Source organism: Promicromonospora xylanilytica (assembly GCF_054782895.1).
In genome coordinates this window covers 1-14,235 of sequence record NZ_BAAGRP010000019.1, presented here as the reverse complement: position 1 = coordinate 14,235, position 14,235 = coordinate 1, and the positions used below count along the sequence as shown (strand labels likewise).

Genomic DNA, 14,235 nt, shown 5'->3' with positions numbered 1-14,235 from the left:
CACAATCGGGTGTGGCTACTCCGACCCCGCACCCCTCACAGCGCCCGCACCTCGCCGCGGTGGTGGAAGACCGCTTCTACGCCGCGGCGGGGTGGGCGCTCTCCCGTGCGGGCTGGCGGCCCCGCATCGAGACCTATACCGGTTACGGCACACCGGACCGGGTGCGGGTGCTCGCGCGCGTGCTCCTCGCACGGCCGGGGCCGGTCGTGCCCGACCGTGACGCGCTCCGCGCCGGCCGGCGCGGGTTCCGCCATTTTCTGACCGTGCCGGCGCCGGACCACCGGGTACGGGTCCAGGTGGGCGGGCACACGACCGTCGCGACGAGCGACCGTGCCGGCTACATCGACGTCGAGGTGCCTACCGAGGTCCCGCTGCCCGCCGGCCGGCAGTCCGCGGTCCTGACCCACCTCGACGGGACGGAGCCCTGCCCGACGGACGCGTCGCTGCTGATCGTGGGCCCGCACACGCGCTTCGGTGTGGTCAGCGACATCGACGACACGACCATGGTGACGGCGGTGCCGCGCCCGCTGCTCGCGGCATGGAACACGTTCGTGCGGCACTCCAGCAGCCGCCGTGCGGTGCCCGGTATGCCCGAGCTGTACCGGGCGTTGCAGCAGGCGCACCCGGACGCCTGCTTCTTCTACCTGTCGACCGGAGCCTGGAACACCGCCGGCACCCTGCGCGCGTTCCTCTCGCGCCACGCGTACCCGGCAGGCCCGCTGCTCCTCACCGACTGGGGACCTACCCTCACCGGATGGTTCCGTCGCGGTCCCGCGCACAAGGAGGCGAGCCTCGAGCTGCTGATGTCGTGGTTCCCGCACGTGCGCTGGGTACTCTTCGGCGACAACGGCCAGCACGACGCCGAGATCTACGCGAAGGCCGTCCGGCGCCGTCCGGACCGCGTGCGGACCGTGGCGATCCGGCGGCTCACCGGCGGACAGCAGGTACTCGCCGGGAACGCGCCCGACGCCGGCTCCGGGGTGGACGACTCCGCCATCCCGCAGGTACCGACCGTCACGGGCCGCGACGGGTTCGAGCTCACCCGGCATCTCGCCACCGTGCGCGGTGTGCTCGGCCCGGAGTCACCGGGGTCCTAGGTGGTGATCAGGCGGTGATCAGGTAGTCGTCGGCGTCGTCGTCCCAGGCCAGGGCGACCGTGCCTGCGGCCTCCGCCGCCTTCGCGAACTGCAGGAACCCGCGGAAGCCGAGCGCCTTCTCCGAGAAGTCCGGGCGCTTCTTGCGCACGGCGTTCTTCAGACCGGACAGCGCGGCCGAGCCGCCGGACTCCTGCACGACGGCCCGCAGCAGCACGAAGGCGGCGTCGGTGTCGCCCTGTTCCGGCAGGGACACCTCGGGGTCACCTGCCGACGGCCCTGTCGCGAGCTCCACGAACCCACGGTCCGCGAGGAAGCGCAGGAACTCGCCGAACGTACGGAACCCGTAGTCCGACTCGCTGAAGGTCGGGTCCTTGCGCAGCAGCGTGCGCTTGAGGGCCGACGCGGTCACCGGGCCGCTCGTGGAGGACTGCAGGTCGGCGAGGGTCTGGGCCACGCGCACCTCCATCGGCGCGTCGCTCGACGCCGGGGCCTCCTCGTCCTGCTCGCTCACCTCGACCTCTGGCACGGCCTCGACCGGCGCCGGGGCGGCGGGCTCCGCCTTGCGCCGGCGGCGGGTGGCGGGCTTGGCCTCGGGCTCGGCGACGTCGGTCGTGGCGGGTACGGACGGCTCGGCGACGGCCTCCGCGACCGCCTCGGCGGCCTTGGCGCGGCGTGACGGTGTGGGGGCCTTCTGCGCGGTGGCGCGCTCCGTCGTCGTCGCCGGCTTGCGCGAGCGGGTACCGCGCTTGGGGGCGGGGGCGCCCTGGTCCTCGTCGGGCACCTCGACGCCCTCGAGGCGGTCGTAGAAGAGGAACTCGTCGCACGCCGCGGGCAGCAGGCGTGACGTCGACTTCTCGACGCCCACCCCGATGACCCGCTTGTTGAGCTCGCGCAGCTTGTGGACGAGCGGCGAGAAGTCGCTGTCGCCCGTGCACATGACGAACGTGGAGATGTAGTCGCGCTCGAACGCCATCTCGATGGCGTCGACCACCATCTTGATGTCCGCGGCGTTCTTGCGGGAGGCGCCCATCCGCTGCGTCATCTCGATCAGCTCGACCTGGTGCCGGGTCAGCATGCGACGGTCCTCGTCGAAGTACGACCAGTCCGCGTAGGCCCGGCGCGCGACCACCCGGCCACGCACGGCGAGGGCGTCGGCGATCGGGCCGAAGTCGAACTGCATCCCGCCCAGGTGCTCCCGGGCGCCCAGCGCCAGGTTCTCGTAGTCGATGAAGACAGCAAGGCGCTCTTCGAGGTCCATGTTCGCCACCCTATGGGGTTTCGACGCCGGAGGTTTCGTGGCGGCCGTTGGCTCCTGGCGTGGTGCACCACCCCCTCCGGCGGCGCGGACGAGGCCGGCCTGAGGCGCTCGCCGGTGGCCGGAGGGGGTGAAATCCGTCGTGTCGGGCGTGCGACTCCGGCCGGGATGCCGCCTGTTGCCTACGATCGAGGCATGGCAGAGGTGGTAGCTGGGCACGACGACCCGATCTCCAGCCGGAGCCGGATCATCGCGGCTGCGGTCCGCCTCACGTGCGCCGACGGCTGGTCGAAGGTGACCATGGGGCGCCTGGCGACCGACGCGGGTGTGAGCAGACAGACTGTCTACAACGCCGTGGGCAGCCGAGACGACCTCGCCGAGGCGATGGTGCTGACGGAGTCGGCCAAGTTCATCTTCGAGATCGTCGAAGGGTTCGACAACCACCCCGACGACCTGCTGTCCGCGATCCACGAGGCGGTGGAGAACACCCTCGTCCTCGCCCAGGGGAACGCGCTGCTGCGTGCCGTGGTCTCGGCCACGCACGGCGCGGACACCGAGTTGCTGCCCCTGCTCACCACCCATTCGGAACCGCTGCTGGGGACCCTGCTGGTCGTGGTCCAGGACCGGGTGGACCAGTACGAGATCGACCTGGAGCCGGAGCGGGTCACCGCGGTCATCGACATCGTGGTGCGGTCGGCGCTGAGCCACGTCATGCAGCCGACGGCGACGCCGCGCGAGACCGCCGACTCCATCACCTGGCTCGTGGCACGGGTGCTGGGCCTCACGGAAGAGCTCGTCGCCCCGCGCGCCTGACGCCGTGCGCACGTGGCGCCTCCCGCACTTGACGCCGCGCGAGGGCGGGGGAGGATCGTGACATGCGAATCGGCACCCACTTCATGCGTTTCGACTCGATGGAACCCGCCCGGATGCGGACGGAGCTGGCGGACGCCGCCCGGTACGCGGACGACGGCGGCGTCGCGTGGGTCTCCGTGATGGACCACTTCTTCCAGATGGAGCACCAGGGTTTTCCGGCGTCCGACCCGATGCTGGAGGCGTACACGACGCTCGGCTACCTGGCCGGTGTGACCGAGAACGTGCGGCTCGGCGCCCTGGTCACCGGCGTCACGTACCGGTACCCGGGGCTGCTGGCCAAGATCGTGGCCTCGCTCGACGTGGTCTCGGGCGGGCGGGCCACCTACGGCATCGGGGCAGCGTGGTACGACAAGGAGCACGCCGCGCTCGGAGTGCCGTTCCCGCCGCTCAAGGACCGCTTCGAGATGCTGGAGGAGACGGTCCGGATCGCACGTCAGATGTACGACCCGGACAACGACGGCCCGTTCGAGGGCAAGCATTACCAGCTCGCCGAGACGATCTGCTCACCGCCACCGCTGTCGGGCCCGGAGATCATGATCGGCGGGTCGGGGGAGCGGCGCACCCTGCGGCTCGTGGCGCAGTACGCGGACGCGTGCAACCTGTTCGCGGAGACACCCGACAGGCTGCGCCACCTGCTCGAGGTGCTGCGGCGGCACTGCGACGACGTGGGGCGTGACCCTGCCGACATCCGCGTCACGATGCTGCACCGGGGTGCGCCGATCGGTCCCGGCGACACCGCCGCCTTCGTCGAGGAGATGCGCGGGTTCGCGGAGCACGGTGTCGACACCGTGATGCTGCGGCCGCCGGCCACGTCGCTGGCCGAGTGGGTGCGCGACGCGGTTCTGCCGGTCGTGGAGCCGTGCGCGGAGCTGTGACGCCCGGGCAGCCGCGACGCCCGTGACGCTCAGGTAGCCGCCCCCGGCGTGGCGACCGGGGCGCGGCCGAGCGCCACCGGGCACGTGGCCACGTGGTCGTCCACGAGGCCGCAGGCCTGCATCGCCGCGTAGGCGGTGGTCGGGCCGATGAACCGGAACCCGTGCTTCTTCATCGCCTTGCTCATGGCCTTCGACTCGGGGGTCCAGCCGGGCACGTCGGCGAAGCTGGCCGGGCGCTCTCGCGCGGCCGGATCAGGGGCGAAGGACCAGAACAGCTCGTCGAGCGTGCGGCCGGAGTCGTGCAGCGCGACCACGGCCCGCGCGTTGTCGATGGTGGCCTCGATCTTCATGCGGTTACGGATGATGCGGGCGTCGGCGAGCAGGCGCTCGACGTCGTCAGGCCCGAACGCGGCCACCTTCTCCGGCTCGAACCCTTCGAAGACCTCACGGAACGCCGGGCGCTTGCGCAGCACCGTTATCCACGAGAGCCCGGACTGGAACCCCTCCAGCGCGATGCGTTCCAGCAGGGCGGGCTCGCCGTGCACGGGCACGCCCCACTCGTCGTCGTGATAGGCCGCGTAGAGGGGGTCTCCGTCACCGAAGCAACGCAGGGCAGGGCTTGCTGCCGCCGCCGTCACGGTCTTGCCGTCTGTTCTGGGATCACTGGTCACGCCCACTACTCTGACGCACACCACCGACACTCCACGCGATGCGGCCGCCGCCCTGTGTACAACGTCCGAAATCCGCTGCCTGTGGTCGCGCCAGGACCGTTGTGCGGCCGATCCGGGGGGCTCATGACTCGTCGTCGGGGATCGCGCCACGTTGCCGCAGGTAGGCCTCTATCCCGTCCAGGACGACGTCGATCCCGAACGTGATGTCGTCCGCCACCGGCGAGGCCTCCGCGGGACCCGTCCACTCCGCGAACGCCGCGAACAGATGGGCGTACCGCGTGGGGTCGGCGTACCGGGCGAGCACCGCCTCGAAGTCGGAGTAGGGGTCGGCCGCCGCGACCGCCGCGGGGTCGAGCTCGGACTCCGGCGTGTCGTCGGGCATCCCACCGGCACGGCGCACCCGCTGGAGCGCCGCGCGGTGGGACTCGATGTGTACCCGGGACTCCCCCAGGACGTGCTGGGCGAGCAGGCCGATGATCGCGAGCTTCTCGTCGGCAGGAAGATCGACGTGCCGCAGGACGCCGAACGCCTGGTCCATCCAGCGCAACCGGTTGGGCCCGGGCAGCACGGCCGACAGCGGCAGGTCGAGCATCCACGGCCGGTCGAGCCCCATGTCGATCTGCGCGCGCGTCCAGGCCTTGAGCCCGGCGCGCCAGCCGACGTCGGCCGACAGGTCGGGCAGGTCGCACGCCACGGCGTCCGACATCAGGACCAGCAGCTCGTCCTTGCTGGAGACGTGCCGGTACAGGGCCATCGGGGTGTAGCCGACGGCTTTCGCGACGCGCGCCATCGAGACGGCGGCCAGACCCTCGGCGTCGGCCACGTCCAGCGCGGCCTGGACGATCTGCGCGACGGACAGCGCCGGCTTGGGTCCGCGGCGGCGCGGCGCGGCCTCTCCCCACAGGCGCTGGACGGCAGCGGGAAGCTCGGCCCGCGGGTCCGCGTCCTGCGGCCACTCGTCGGTGTGCGGCCCCTCGGCCGGCTCGGGCGTGCTGTCGGTGCTCATCGGCTCCCATCCTGCCCTGATCCGCCGCGGGCTCCGACTCGGAACTCTCTTGACCGAATACTGTTTACGGTCCACACTGAAACGCGTACGACATAAACAGTATGCATCATCAGCAGAGGAGAAGAGGGAGACCATGGCAGCGATCGTCACGGCCGAAGGCGTGCACAAGTCCTTCGGCAGGCGAGGCTCGACGAGCCCGCCCGTGCTGGACGGGCTGGACCTGACGCTCGAGGAGGGCTCGGTCCTCGCACTGCTCGGCCCCAACGGCGCGGGCAAGACCACCACCGTCCGCATCCTGTCCACGCTCCTGCGGCCCGACGCGGGCCGGGCCACCGTGGCCGGGTACGACGTGGTGCGAGACGCGCGCAGGGTCCGCGAGATCATCAGCCTCACGGGCCAGCAGGTAGCCGTCGACGGCAAGCAGACGGGCGCGGAGAACCTCACGATGATGGGCCACCTCGCGCACCTCCCACGCCGGGTGGTGCGAGACCGCGTCACCGAGCTGCTCACCGCGTTCGACCTGGCGGACGCCGCCGGCCGCAGGGTCGACACCTACTCGGGCGGCATGCGCCGACGGCTCGACCTCGCCGCCGGCCTGCTCACCAGGCCACGCGTCATGTTCCTCGACGAACCGACGACCGGCCTCGACCCGAGATCGCGGCAGGCGCTCTGGGACGTGGTCCGCGGCGTGGTCGACGAAGGCACCAGCGTCTTCCTCACCACCCAGTACCTGGAGGAGGCGGACCGGCTCGCCCAGCGGGTGGCGCTCGTCGACGGCGGCCGCGTGGTCGCCGAGGGGACGCCCGCACAGCTCAAGCGAGAGGTGGGCGAAGCGGGCGTCGAGCTCACCTTCGCCTCCGCGTCCGACGCCGGCCAGGTCGCCCCGGCGCTCGCGGCCACCGTCGACGGCGCGCGGGTGCGGGTACCCACCGACGGATCGGTCGCCCACGTGCGGTCGGTGCTGTCCGTGGTCGAGGCGACAGGTGTGACGCCCGACCACTGGGAGGTGCGCGCACCCACCCTCGACGACGTCTTCCTCACGCTGACCGGCCACGTCGGCCAGGAGCGTGCGGCGCGACCGGCGGAGGTGGCGGCATGACGTATCTGCTCGGAGACGTCTCGACCATGACGGTGCGTGGTTTGCGCCTCGTCTCGCGCGACCTGGACGCCATGATCACGGCCGTGGTGCTGCCCGTGATCATCCTGCTGATGTTCGTGCTCGTGTTCGGCGGGGCCATGGACACCGGAACCGGATACATCAACTACGTGACGCCTGGCGTCATCCTGCTCACCGCGGGGTTCGGCGCCGCCAGCACGGCCGCCGCCGTCGAGCACGACATGTCGAGCGGCATGGTCGAACGGCTACGGTCGATGCCCGTCACCGCCTGGACCGTGCTCTCGGGGCACGTGGCCGCGAGCCTCGTGAAGAACCTGGTGACCACCGCCATCGTGTTCGGGGTCTCGATCCTGATGGGGTTCCGCCCCGAGGCCTCCGCCCTGGAGTGGCTCGCCGCCGTCGGCATGATCCTGCTCTTCGTCGGCTGGATCACCTGGCTCGCGGCCCTGGTGGGGGTGCTGGTCCGGTCGCCGGAGGCGGCCGCCGGCTTCTCCTTCTTCGTGATGTTCCTGCCCTACGTGTCGAGTGCTTTCGTGCCCGTCGACACGCTGCCGAGCTGGCTGCGCGGGTTCGCGGAGCACCAGCCCGTGACGCCGGTGATCGAGACGGTGCGCGGTCTGCTGGGCGGTGACGCCGCGGGCGTCGCCGACCCGGTCGGTACCGCCGTGCTCGCCGTCGTCTGGTGCCTCGGCCTCGGGCTGCTCTTCGCGGTCGCGGCGGGCCTGGCTTTCCGTGCCCGGCGATGACCCGGAACGCCGCCCTCGAGCTCACGACCTGAAAGCAGGCAGACATGGCAACCGACACGACGACCGGCGCCGCGCCGAACGACACACCCGCACCGCGACGGGAGCCGGCCCGCTGGTGGCGCCGCCCCTGGATCGCGCCGCTCGCCGTGGTCACGGCGATCTTCCTGGCGACGACGCTGCCCCGCTACGTGGGCCTCGACCCGTCCCAGGCGCTTCTGCCCGCCGGGGAGATCGGTGACCGCGGGCCCGCCTACTACCCGGCACTGGTCACCCACATCTTCACCGGTTCGGTGCTGCTCGCCGCGGGAGTGCTCCAGCTGTGGCCGTGGCTACGGGCCAACCACCCGCGCGTCCACCGCTGGAGCGGACGGGTCTACGTGGTCGCGGCGATCCCCACCGGGGTCGGAGCCCTGGTCACCGCACAGTTCCCGAGCGAAGGACCGAGCCAGCGGATCGCGAACTCGCTCCTCGCGGTGCTGCTCCTGACGTTCACGCTGCTCGGGTACCGGGCGGTACGGCAGCGCCGCTTCGCCGACCATCGCGCGTGGATGGTCCGGAGCGCCGCGCTCGCCTTCTCGATCGTGGCGAACCGCTTCTGGGGTGTGGTGCTGGTCATCGCCTTCGTCCCGTCGTTCGACGGGGACCTGGCATCCTCGCCCGAGGCGATGTCGGCCGCGGCCGCGTCCGCCTGGGTGTCCTGGGTGGTCAACCTGCTGTTCGCGGAGTGGTGGCTCCACCGCAGGCCGAAGCGGCGCGCCCGGGCGCACCCGGCTCCGTAGATGTCAGTGGCACGGGACACACTGTCCCCATGGCGCAGACGACTGGCAGCTCGACCGAGTACACGGACGAGCTCGAGCAGAAGAAGATCCTGAAGCAGTACCTGAACGAGACCCGTGAGGCCCTCCTGTGGAAGCTCGAGGGCCTCACGGAGAAGCAGGCGCGCTGGCCACTCGTGCCCTCCGGCAACAACCTGCTGGGCCTGGTGAAGCACTGCGTCAACACCGAGATCGGCTACTTCGGGCCCTGCTTCGGTCGTGAGTGGCCCACGCCGGAGGAGATCACGTCGGACCAGGCGCTGGAGGAGGACCCGCAGGCGGACTGGTACGCGACGGCGGACGAGTCGATCGCCTCGGTCACCGACCTCTACCGGCGTGCCCGGGTGTTCTGCGACGAGACCATCGACACCCTTCCGCTGCACACCGTCGGGCACGTGCCCTGGTGGGGCAACCGTGAGGTCACCCTGTTCCGCATCATCACGCACGTGGGCAACGACCTCGCCCGGCACGCCGGGCACGCCGACATCCTGCGTGAGCTGACCGACCGGTCCGTCGGCCTCCTGCCTCAGAACACGAACATCCCGGACTGGCAGGCCGGCGAGGCCGCCGTCTACATCGACAAGCTCAAGAACCTCGCGGAGCGGGCGGAGAACTAGCGCCCGGGCCCTGGATTCGCCACACTTCGGGCCATGCCCCTCAACGTGGAGCCACCCGCACCCGCAGGGCCGCCCGAACCCGCCGCCACGTCGGAAGGCGGGTCCGGGCGGCCCCTGGTCGTCTTCCTGGTCGCCGCCGCGGTCGCGCTGGTCGGCACCATCGTGTTCGCGCTCGTCCACGCCGGCAACGAGCGCGAGCTGGAACAGCTTGCGGGTGCCCGCGCCGACGTCGTGCACGCCGTGGACGACGGACGCACCCTCCAGGAGGACCTGGCTCAGCAGGTCGCGGAAGCGGAGCAGGTCCTCCAGGAGACCCAGGGCAAGGTGGCCGACGACGCCGTGCGCGCCGACCTGGCCGGACACGTCGCCGCGGCCAAGGAGCTCGGCACCACGCAGCCACCAGCCGTCCCCGAGCCCGGCGCCGCCGATGCCACCCGCGAGGACCTCGACACCCTGCGGACGAGGACCACCGAGTGGGCGGGCACCCTGCGCACCACCTCGACCGCGCTCACAGCGGCGACCGAGGACGTCAGGGCGTCGAACCGCGAGTGGCAGCAGGACCGCAAGGACGCGCGGGCCGAGGCCCGCGCGGCCGCCGAGAAGGAGAGGAAGACCGCCGCGGCGCTCGAGACGGCGAAGAAGACCCTCACGGCGGTCACGGCCCAGCTCGAGATCTCCGTGCGCGACTCCGGGTACACGCTGAGCTGGACCGCTGACACGGGAGCGCCCGCCGCCGTCCGCGACACCCTCGCGACCCATCGGGCAGAAGGCCAGGCGGCGCTCGCCGCCGGGGTGGACCCGACCACGCTGAGCTCCGTGCGGGAGCTGGGCGAGCGGCGCGAGGCGGCTCGGGCCGCGATCGAGGCGGCGGCGTGGGACGCCCGGGCGACCGTGGCCGACGGTTCCAACGGCCGGCTCGACCTGGACTCCCTGTGCAAGGTCGGGGTCGGGCCCGAGGGGCAGGACCAGTACCTGCGGTGCGACGCGACCGAGGCATGGAAGAAGCTCGGCAAGGAGTTCGAGGCCGAGTTCGGCAAGCCGTTGCGCGTGGAGTACGGGTACCGCCCCTACGACTGGCAGCTCCAGGCGCTCGACGAGTTCGGCGCGGGGCAGGTGGCGGCACCCGGCACCTCGAACCATGGCTGGGCACTGGCGATCGACGTACCGACGGACGACGGTTTCCGCTTCGGCCAGCCGGAGTTCGAGTGGCTCGCCGCGAACGGACCCCGGGCCGGCTGGCACCACCCCGAGTGGGCGCGAGCAGGCGGGGGCCGTGAGGAGCCGTGGCACTTCGAGTACGAGGAATGACGGCAGCTGACCGTGCGCCCTGGATAATGGTGGTGTGCAGTGCCCCCACTACGACGCCGGCCGCTGCCACTCCTGCACCCTCCTGGAGATCGACTACCCCACCCAGGTGCTCGACAAGGAGCGGCACGTCGCCGCGCTCCTCGAACCGGTCTCTGCCGGGCTGACCTGGCTCCCGGCGGTCAGCAGCGCGGAGTCGGGCTTCCGCAACAAGGCCAAGATGGTGGTCAGCGGCACCGTCGCCGAGCCGGTGCTGGGCATCCTGGACGGGACCGGACGCGGCGTCGACCTCACCGACTGCGGTCTCTACCCGGACACGCTCCAGGCGTCGTTCGCGCCGCTCGCGTCCTTCGTGACGCGGGCGAACCTGGAGCCGTACGAGGTCTCCGGCCGGGGCAAGCGCGCTCAGCAGCGCGGTGAGCTCAAGTACCTCCTGGTCACCCTGTCGCCCGACGGCGAGCTCATGGTCCGGTTCGTGCTGCGCTCCCAGGAGTCGATAGCGCGGATCCGCAAGCACCTCGGCTGGCTGCGGGCCGAGCTCCCCGCCCTGGCCGTCGCGTCGGCGAACATCCAGCCCGCGCACGCGGCAGTCCTGGAGGGTGACCTCGAGATCCCGCTCACCGAGCGCGCCACCCTGCCGATGCGGATCGACGACATCACGCTCGACCTGCGGCCGCAGAGCTTCTTCCAGACCAACACGGCTGTCGCGACAGAGCTCTATCGGCAGGCGCGCGCGTGGGTGGACGAGGTGGGGCCGAGCGACCTCTGGGACCTGTACTGCGGTGTGGGCGGCTTCGCGCTGCACTGCGCGGCACCGGGCCGCACCGTCACCGGCATCGAGATCAGCGCGGAGGCGATCACAGCGGCGTCGGGCACGGTGGAGAAGCTCCGCGCCGACGACGCGACCGGACGATTCCGCGACGTCACGTTCGCAGCGGGTGACGCGACGGCCTTCGCCGTAGGACCGGACACCGCCTCGCTGCCCGAGATGGTGATCGTGAACCCGCCCAGGCGGGGCATCGGTCCGGACCTTGCGCGGTGGCTCGACGCCTCAGGGATCGAGCACGTGCTGTACTCGAGCTGCAACGCGACGACGCTCGCCAAGGACCTCGCCGCGATGCCGTCGCTGCGCCCGGTGGCCGCGCGCCTGCTCGACATGTTCCCGCAGACCTCGCACTACGAGGTGCTCGTGCTCCTGGAACGGGCGTGATCAGGCGGTACCGGTCGCTCGCTGCCCGGCGCGTGCGCCGTTCCCGGGGAGGCATCCCTCGGTTCGCCCTTCGACCGGCCGTTGCCGGGGTGGGCTGCCCCGTCCTGGCCGGACCTGCCTCGGCCGGGAGCCGCGCGGAAATCGGCCTGGCCCGGCGGATCCGGGCGCGTCGCCGCGCCTGAGCCGCCGGGCGACGTCTCGTCCCTCTTCGCCTGACCCGGCGGAGTCTCCTCCTTCTTCGCCAGGCCCGGCGGCGTCCAGTCCTTCTTCGCCAGGCCCGGCGGCGTCCAGTCCTTCGTCCCGAGGCCGGGAGGTGCTCCGTCCTTCTTCGCCAGGCCCGGCGGCGTGCGGTCCGTCGGCGTCTGGCCAGGCGAGGAGGACACGCCGTGCTCGTCCGGGTTCACCGCGTTTCCGGTCCCGTCCGGGATTGCCGGTATCCCGTCCTGCTTGGTCAGGCCCGGGGGCAGGCCGTCCTGCTTCAGGCCCGCGGGCAGACCGTCCTGCTCGGCGAGGCCGGGCGGCAGGCCGTCCTGCTTGGCCAGACCCGGTGGCACGCCGTTGGCGCGCGCCGGCCCGGCTGGGACGAATCGCGTCGACTCCGGACGGTTCGCGTGGTCCTCTTCCTGGGAGGAGCCACCGTCGCCGGGGGGCAGGGCTTCCCTGTGCTCCGGTGTGGAGACGGAGACGATTCCGTTCTCGATGAACGTCGGCGCTGCTCCCGCGTCACCCGCCACGCCGGTGGTGACGGCGGTCGTGAGGAACAGCCCTCCGGCCACGGTCGCCGTGAGGCTGACCGGGTCGGTCAGCGCGCTCCGGACGGTCAGCGCGACGCGAGTGCCCAGCGTCGCGATCCCGCCGCCGAGGCCAGCTCCCGTCACTGCGACGCCGGCGACCGCCGTACCCGCCTTTGCGGCGGTCGCGGCACCGAGCAGCAGGACGGGAGCGGCAGCTCGCAGCATCCAGTAGGACTCCCGGACGTCGACGAAGGCCCTGGTGCAGCCGGCGCAGCCCACCATGTGGTCCTCCACCCGCTGGCGACGGCGGGGTAGAAGACGATTTCGCACGAAGTCGTGCATCGAAGCGCGGGCGGACTCGCACTCGACGTCGTCGGCCGTGTTCGTGTGGGTCTCGGCGAAGCTGCTCGCGAGACGGTTCTCGGCGCGGCGCAGGCGGCGCTTGGCGGCGTAGGGCAGCACTCCGATCTCGTCGGCGATCGCGGCCACCGGCCGGGAGCCCACGTGGTGGTCCCAGAGAAGCTGCTGGTCACCGGCCGACAGCCGCTCCATTGCCGCGGTCAGCACCTCGAAGTCCAGTGCTCGGGGGATCGGCGCCGTGATGGCCTCGCCCGGTGTGCCCCGATCATCCGGGAGGCTCTCCTCGTGTGCCATCGCCAGGGCGACGTCCACGGCCGCGGCGTTCCAGAACGCGACGGGGTCGGACACGTCGCCGTGGTTCAGGAGCTCGAGGCACAGCAGCTCGAGCCCGCGGCTCGTGGCCAGCTCGGGATCCACGCCCGGGACCCGTCGGGAGACCGTGAGAACGACAGCGCGTCGGTGTGCTGCCCACTGGCTGAGGTCTGCGCCGGTGACGGTCACGCTTCCCCCCTACTGCACGCGACGGGGCGCCGCGTGATCTCACGTTGCACGAAACCTCGGGGGTGCATGCTCGCAAAGAATGCAGGCGCATGGAAGGTGTTGGCGTGATCACGCGCCGATCTTGGGCTGCAGCCCAGAAGGGCTGTGCGTCCGCACAGTGACGAGGAGTCGCGGGCCAGGTCAGGAGCCCGCACGGTCATCAGTCCTTGGCCACGGGCTGAACGTCGTCAGCTGCCTGTCCGGCGCTGTCCGTGGCCGTGCCGAAGAGCAGGGCCCAGACCTCGTCCAGCGTGGTGGTCGCGAGATCGATACCCGGAAGGTCGGCGAGACCCAGGCTGTCGAGCAGGTCGTCCACGGCCGCGCTGACCGGGCTCGAGGGAACGTCCGGCGCGTCCGGTGGGTCAGGCGGGCTCGGCTCGGGGTCGGCCGGTTCCTCCGGCGTGGGTTTCGTCGGGGGAGCGGGGTCCGGCTGGTCGGCGCCGCCGTCCGGGTCCGGGTCGGTGCCGGAGCCCGGACCGGCCACCGGCGGGGCATCCCCCTGATCGGGCGCCGGCGCTGGATCGCGACCGTCCGGCTCGGACGGAACCACCGGGTTCGTCACCGGGGTCGCGTCCTCCTTGGGCGTGGTCGCCGGGCGCGGCTGGGGGTCGGCCGGCGGGATGGACGGTGGCTGCTCCTGTGCGGGCTCGCCGGGCGGGTTCGACGTGCCGCGGTCACCGTCGCCCTCGTCAGCGTCGGCACCGTCGCCGGCGCCAGAACCGTCACCGGCACCCGCTCCGCCGCCTCCCCCGCTGCCGCCGTCCCCGCCGGCGCCGCCTTCGGCAGCGGCTCCGGTGTCATGGATGGCTTGGGTGGGTGGTTGGTCGTTCTGCTGGGCGATGAGGGCCCAGGCGCCGCCGCCGATCGCGAGGGCGGCCAGGACGCCGGCGGCGACGGCGGTCTCCTTGGGGCCGAACGAGCGTGGTGTGCTCGTGGTGGTGCCGGTGGCTGCGCCGAGGGCTGCGGTGCCGGCGGTGCTGGTGAGCAGGCCGCCGGTGACGAGGTGCTGGCCGA

At 71.9% G+C, this 14,235-nt stretch carries 13 protein-coding genes and 1 pseudogene; 9 read left to right on the top strand and 5 right to left on the bottom strand.

All coding sequences use genetic code 11. From position 1 onward, the window contains the following. Window positions 1-11 precede the first annotated feature (11 nt). Complete coding sequence (locus ACYVK7_RS16130; RefSeq protein WP_460888740.1) at window positions 12-1,097, top strand: App1 family protein; 1,086 nt, start codon at window positions 12-14, stop codon at window positions 1,095-1,097. A gap of 7 nt (window positions 1,098-1,104) precedes the next feature. Here the strand turns inward: ACYVK7_RS16130 and ACYVK7_RS16125 are convergent, their stop codons facing one another. After that, on the bottom strand, window positions 1,105-2,355 hold the full coding sequence (locus ACYVK7_RS16125; RefSeq protein ID WP_460888739.1) for an NYN domain-containing protein: 1,251 nt from the start codon (window positions 2,353-2,355) through the stop codon (window positions 1,105-1,107). 192 nt (window positions 2,356-2,547) lie between these two features. On the opposite strand from ACYVK7_RS16125, the gene ACYVK7_RS16120 reads away from it, so the two are divergent. Together ACYVK7_RS16120 and ACYVK7_RS16115 are read left to right on the top strand one after the other, a co-directional pair. Continuing rightward, a complete protein-coding gene (locus tag ACYVK7_RS16120) occupies window positions 2,548-3,165 on the top strand; it encodes a TetR family transcriptional regulator (RefSeq protein WP_460888738.1) in 618 nt (205 codons plus the stop codon). A gap of 62 nt (window positions 3,166-3,227) precedes the next feature. Continuing rightward, on the top strand, window positions 3,228-4,100 hold the full coding sequence (locus ACYVK7_RS16115) for an LLM class F420-dependent oxidoreductase (RefSeq protein WP_460888737.1): 873 nt from the start codon (window positions 3,228-3,230) through the stop codon (window positions 4,098-4,100). A gap of 29 nt (window positions 4,101-4,129) precedes the next feature. On the opposite strand, the gene ACYVK7_RS16110 is transcribed toward ACYVK7_RS16115, so the two are convergent. Together ACYVK7_RS16110 and ACYVK7_RS16105 are read right to left on the bottom strand one after the other, a co-directional pair. Further along, a complete protein-coding gene (locus ACYVK7_RS16110) occupies window positions 4,130-4,738 on the bottom strand; it encodes a DNA-3-methyladenine glycosylase I (RefSeq protein ID WP_460888817.1) in 609 nt (202 codons plus the stop codon). A gap of 154 nt (window positions 4,739-4,892) precedes the next feature. Further along, complete coding sequence (locus tag ACYVK7_RS16105) at window positions 4,893-5,777, bottom strand: TetR/AcrR family transcriptional regulator (RefSeq protein WP_460888736.1); 885 nt, start codon at window positions 5,775-5,777, stop codon at window positions 4,893-4,895. A gap of 133 nt (window positions 5,778-5,910) precedes the next feature. On the opposite strand from ACYVK7_RS16105, the gene ACYVK7_RS16100 reads away from it, so the two are divergent. From ACYVK7_RS16100 to rlmC, 6 genes are read left to right on the top strand one after another with little or no spacing between them, the layout of a single operon-like run. Further along, entirely contained in the window at window positions 5,911-6,876 is a 966-nt protein-coding gene (locus tag ACYVK7_RS16100; RefSeq protein ID WP_460888735.1) for an ATP-binding cassette domain-containing protein, read from the top strand. Further along, complete coding sequence (locus tag ACYVK7_RS16095) at window positions 6,873-7,640, top strand: ABC transporter permease (RefSeq protein ID WP_460888734.1); 768 nt, start codon at window positions 6,873-6,875, stop codon at window positions 7,638-7,640. The genes ACYVK7_RS16100 and ACYVK7_RS16095 overlap by 4 nt, the downstream gene beginning before the upstream one ends. Window positions 7,641-7,684: 44 nt before the next feature. Then, window positions 7,685-8,419, top strand: coding sequence for a DUF2306 domain-containing protein (locus ACYVK7_RS16090; protein WP_460888733.1), 735 nt, complete (start codon window positions 7,685-7,687; stop codon window positions 8,417-8,419). A gap of 29 nt (window positions 8,420-8,448) precedes the next feature. Beyond that, window positions 8,449-9,072, top strand: a complete 624-nt coding sequence (locus ACYVK7_RS16085; RefSeq protein ID WP_460888732.1) for a DinB family protein — start codon at window positions 8,449-8,451, stop codon at window positions 9,070-9,072. 33 nt (window positions 9,073-9,105) lie between these two features. After that, the gene (locus ACYVK7_RS16080) at window positions 9,106-10,380 is read left to right on the top strand and encodes a M15 family metallopeptidase (RefSeq protein ID WP_460888731.1); all 1,275 of its coding nucleotides are present in this window, start codon (window positions 9,106-9,108) and stop codon (window positions 10,378-10,380) included. A 34-nt stretch (window positions 10,381-10,414) separates the two neighbouring features. Further along, window positions 10,415-11,587 (top strand): 23S rRNA (uracil(747)-C(5))-methyltransferase RlmC, encoded by a 1,173-nt coding sequence (rlmC, locus tag ACYVK7_RS16075; RefSeq protein WP_460888730.1) that lies wholly within the window; start codon window positions 10,415-10,417, stop codon window positions 11,585-11,587. Here rlmC and ACYVK7_RS16070 read toward each other — a convergent pair. After that, on the bottom strand, window positions 11,554-13,182 hold the full coding sequence (locus tag ACYVK7_RS16070) for a zf-HC2 domain-containing protein (RefSeq protein WP_460888729.1): 1,629 nt from the start codon (window positions 13,180-13,182) through the stop codon (window positions 11,554-11,556). The genes rlmC and ACYVK7_RS16070 overlap by 34 nt on opposite strands. 199 nt (window positions 13,183-13,381) lie before the next feature. Beyond that, window positions 13,382-14,235 (bottom strand): annotated as a pseudogene (locus tag ACYVK7_RS16065) (hypothetical protein); the annotation flags it as partial.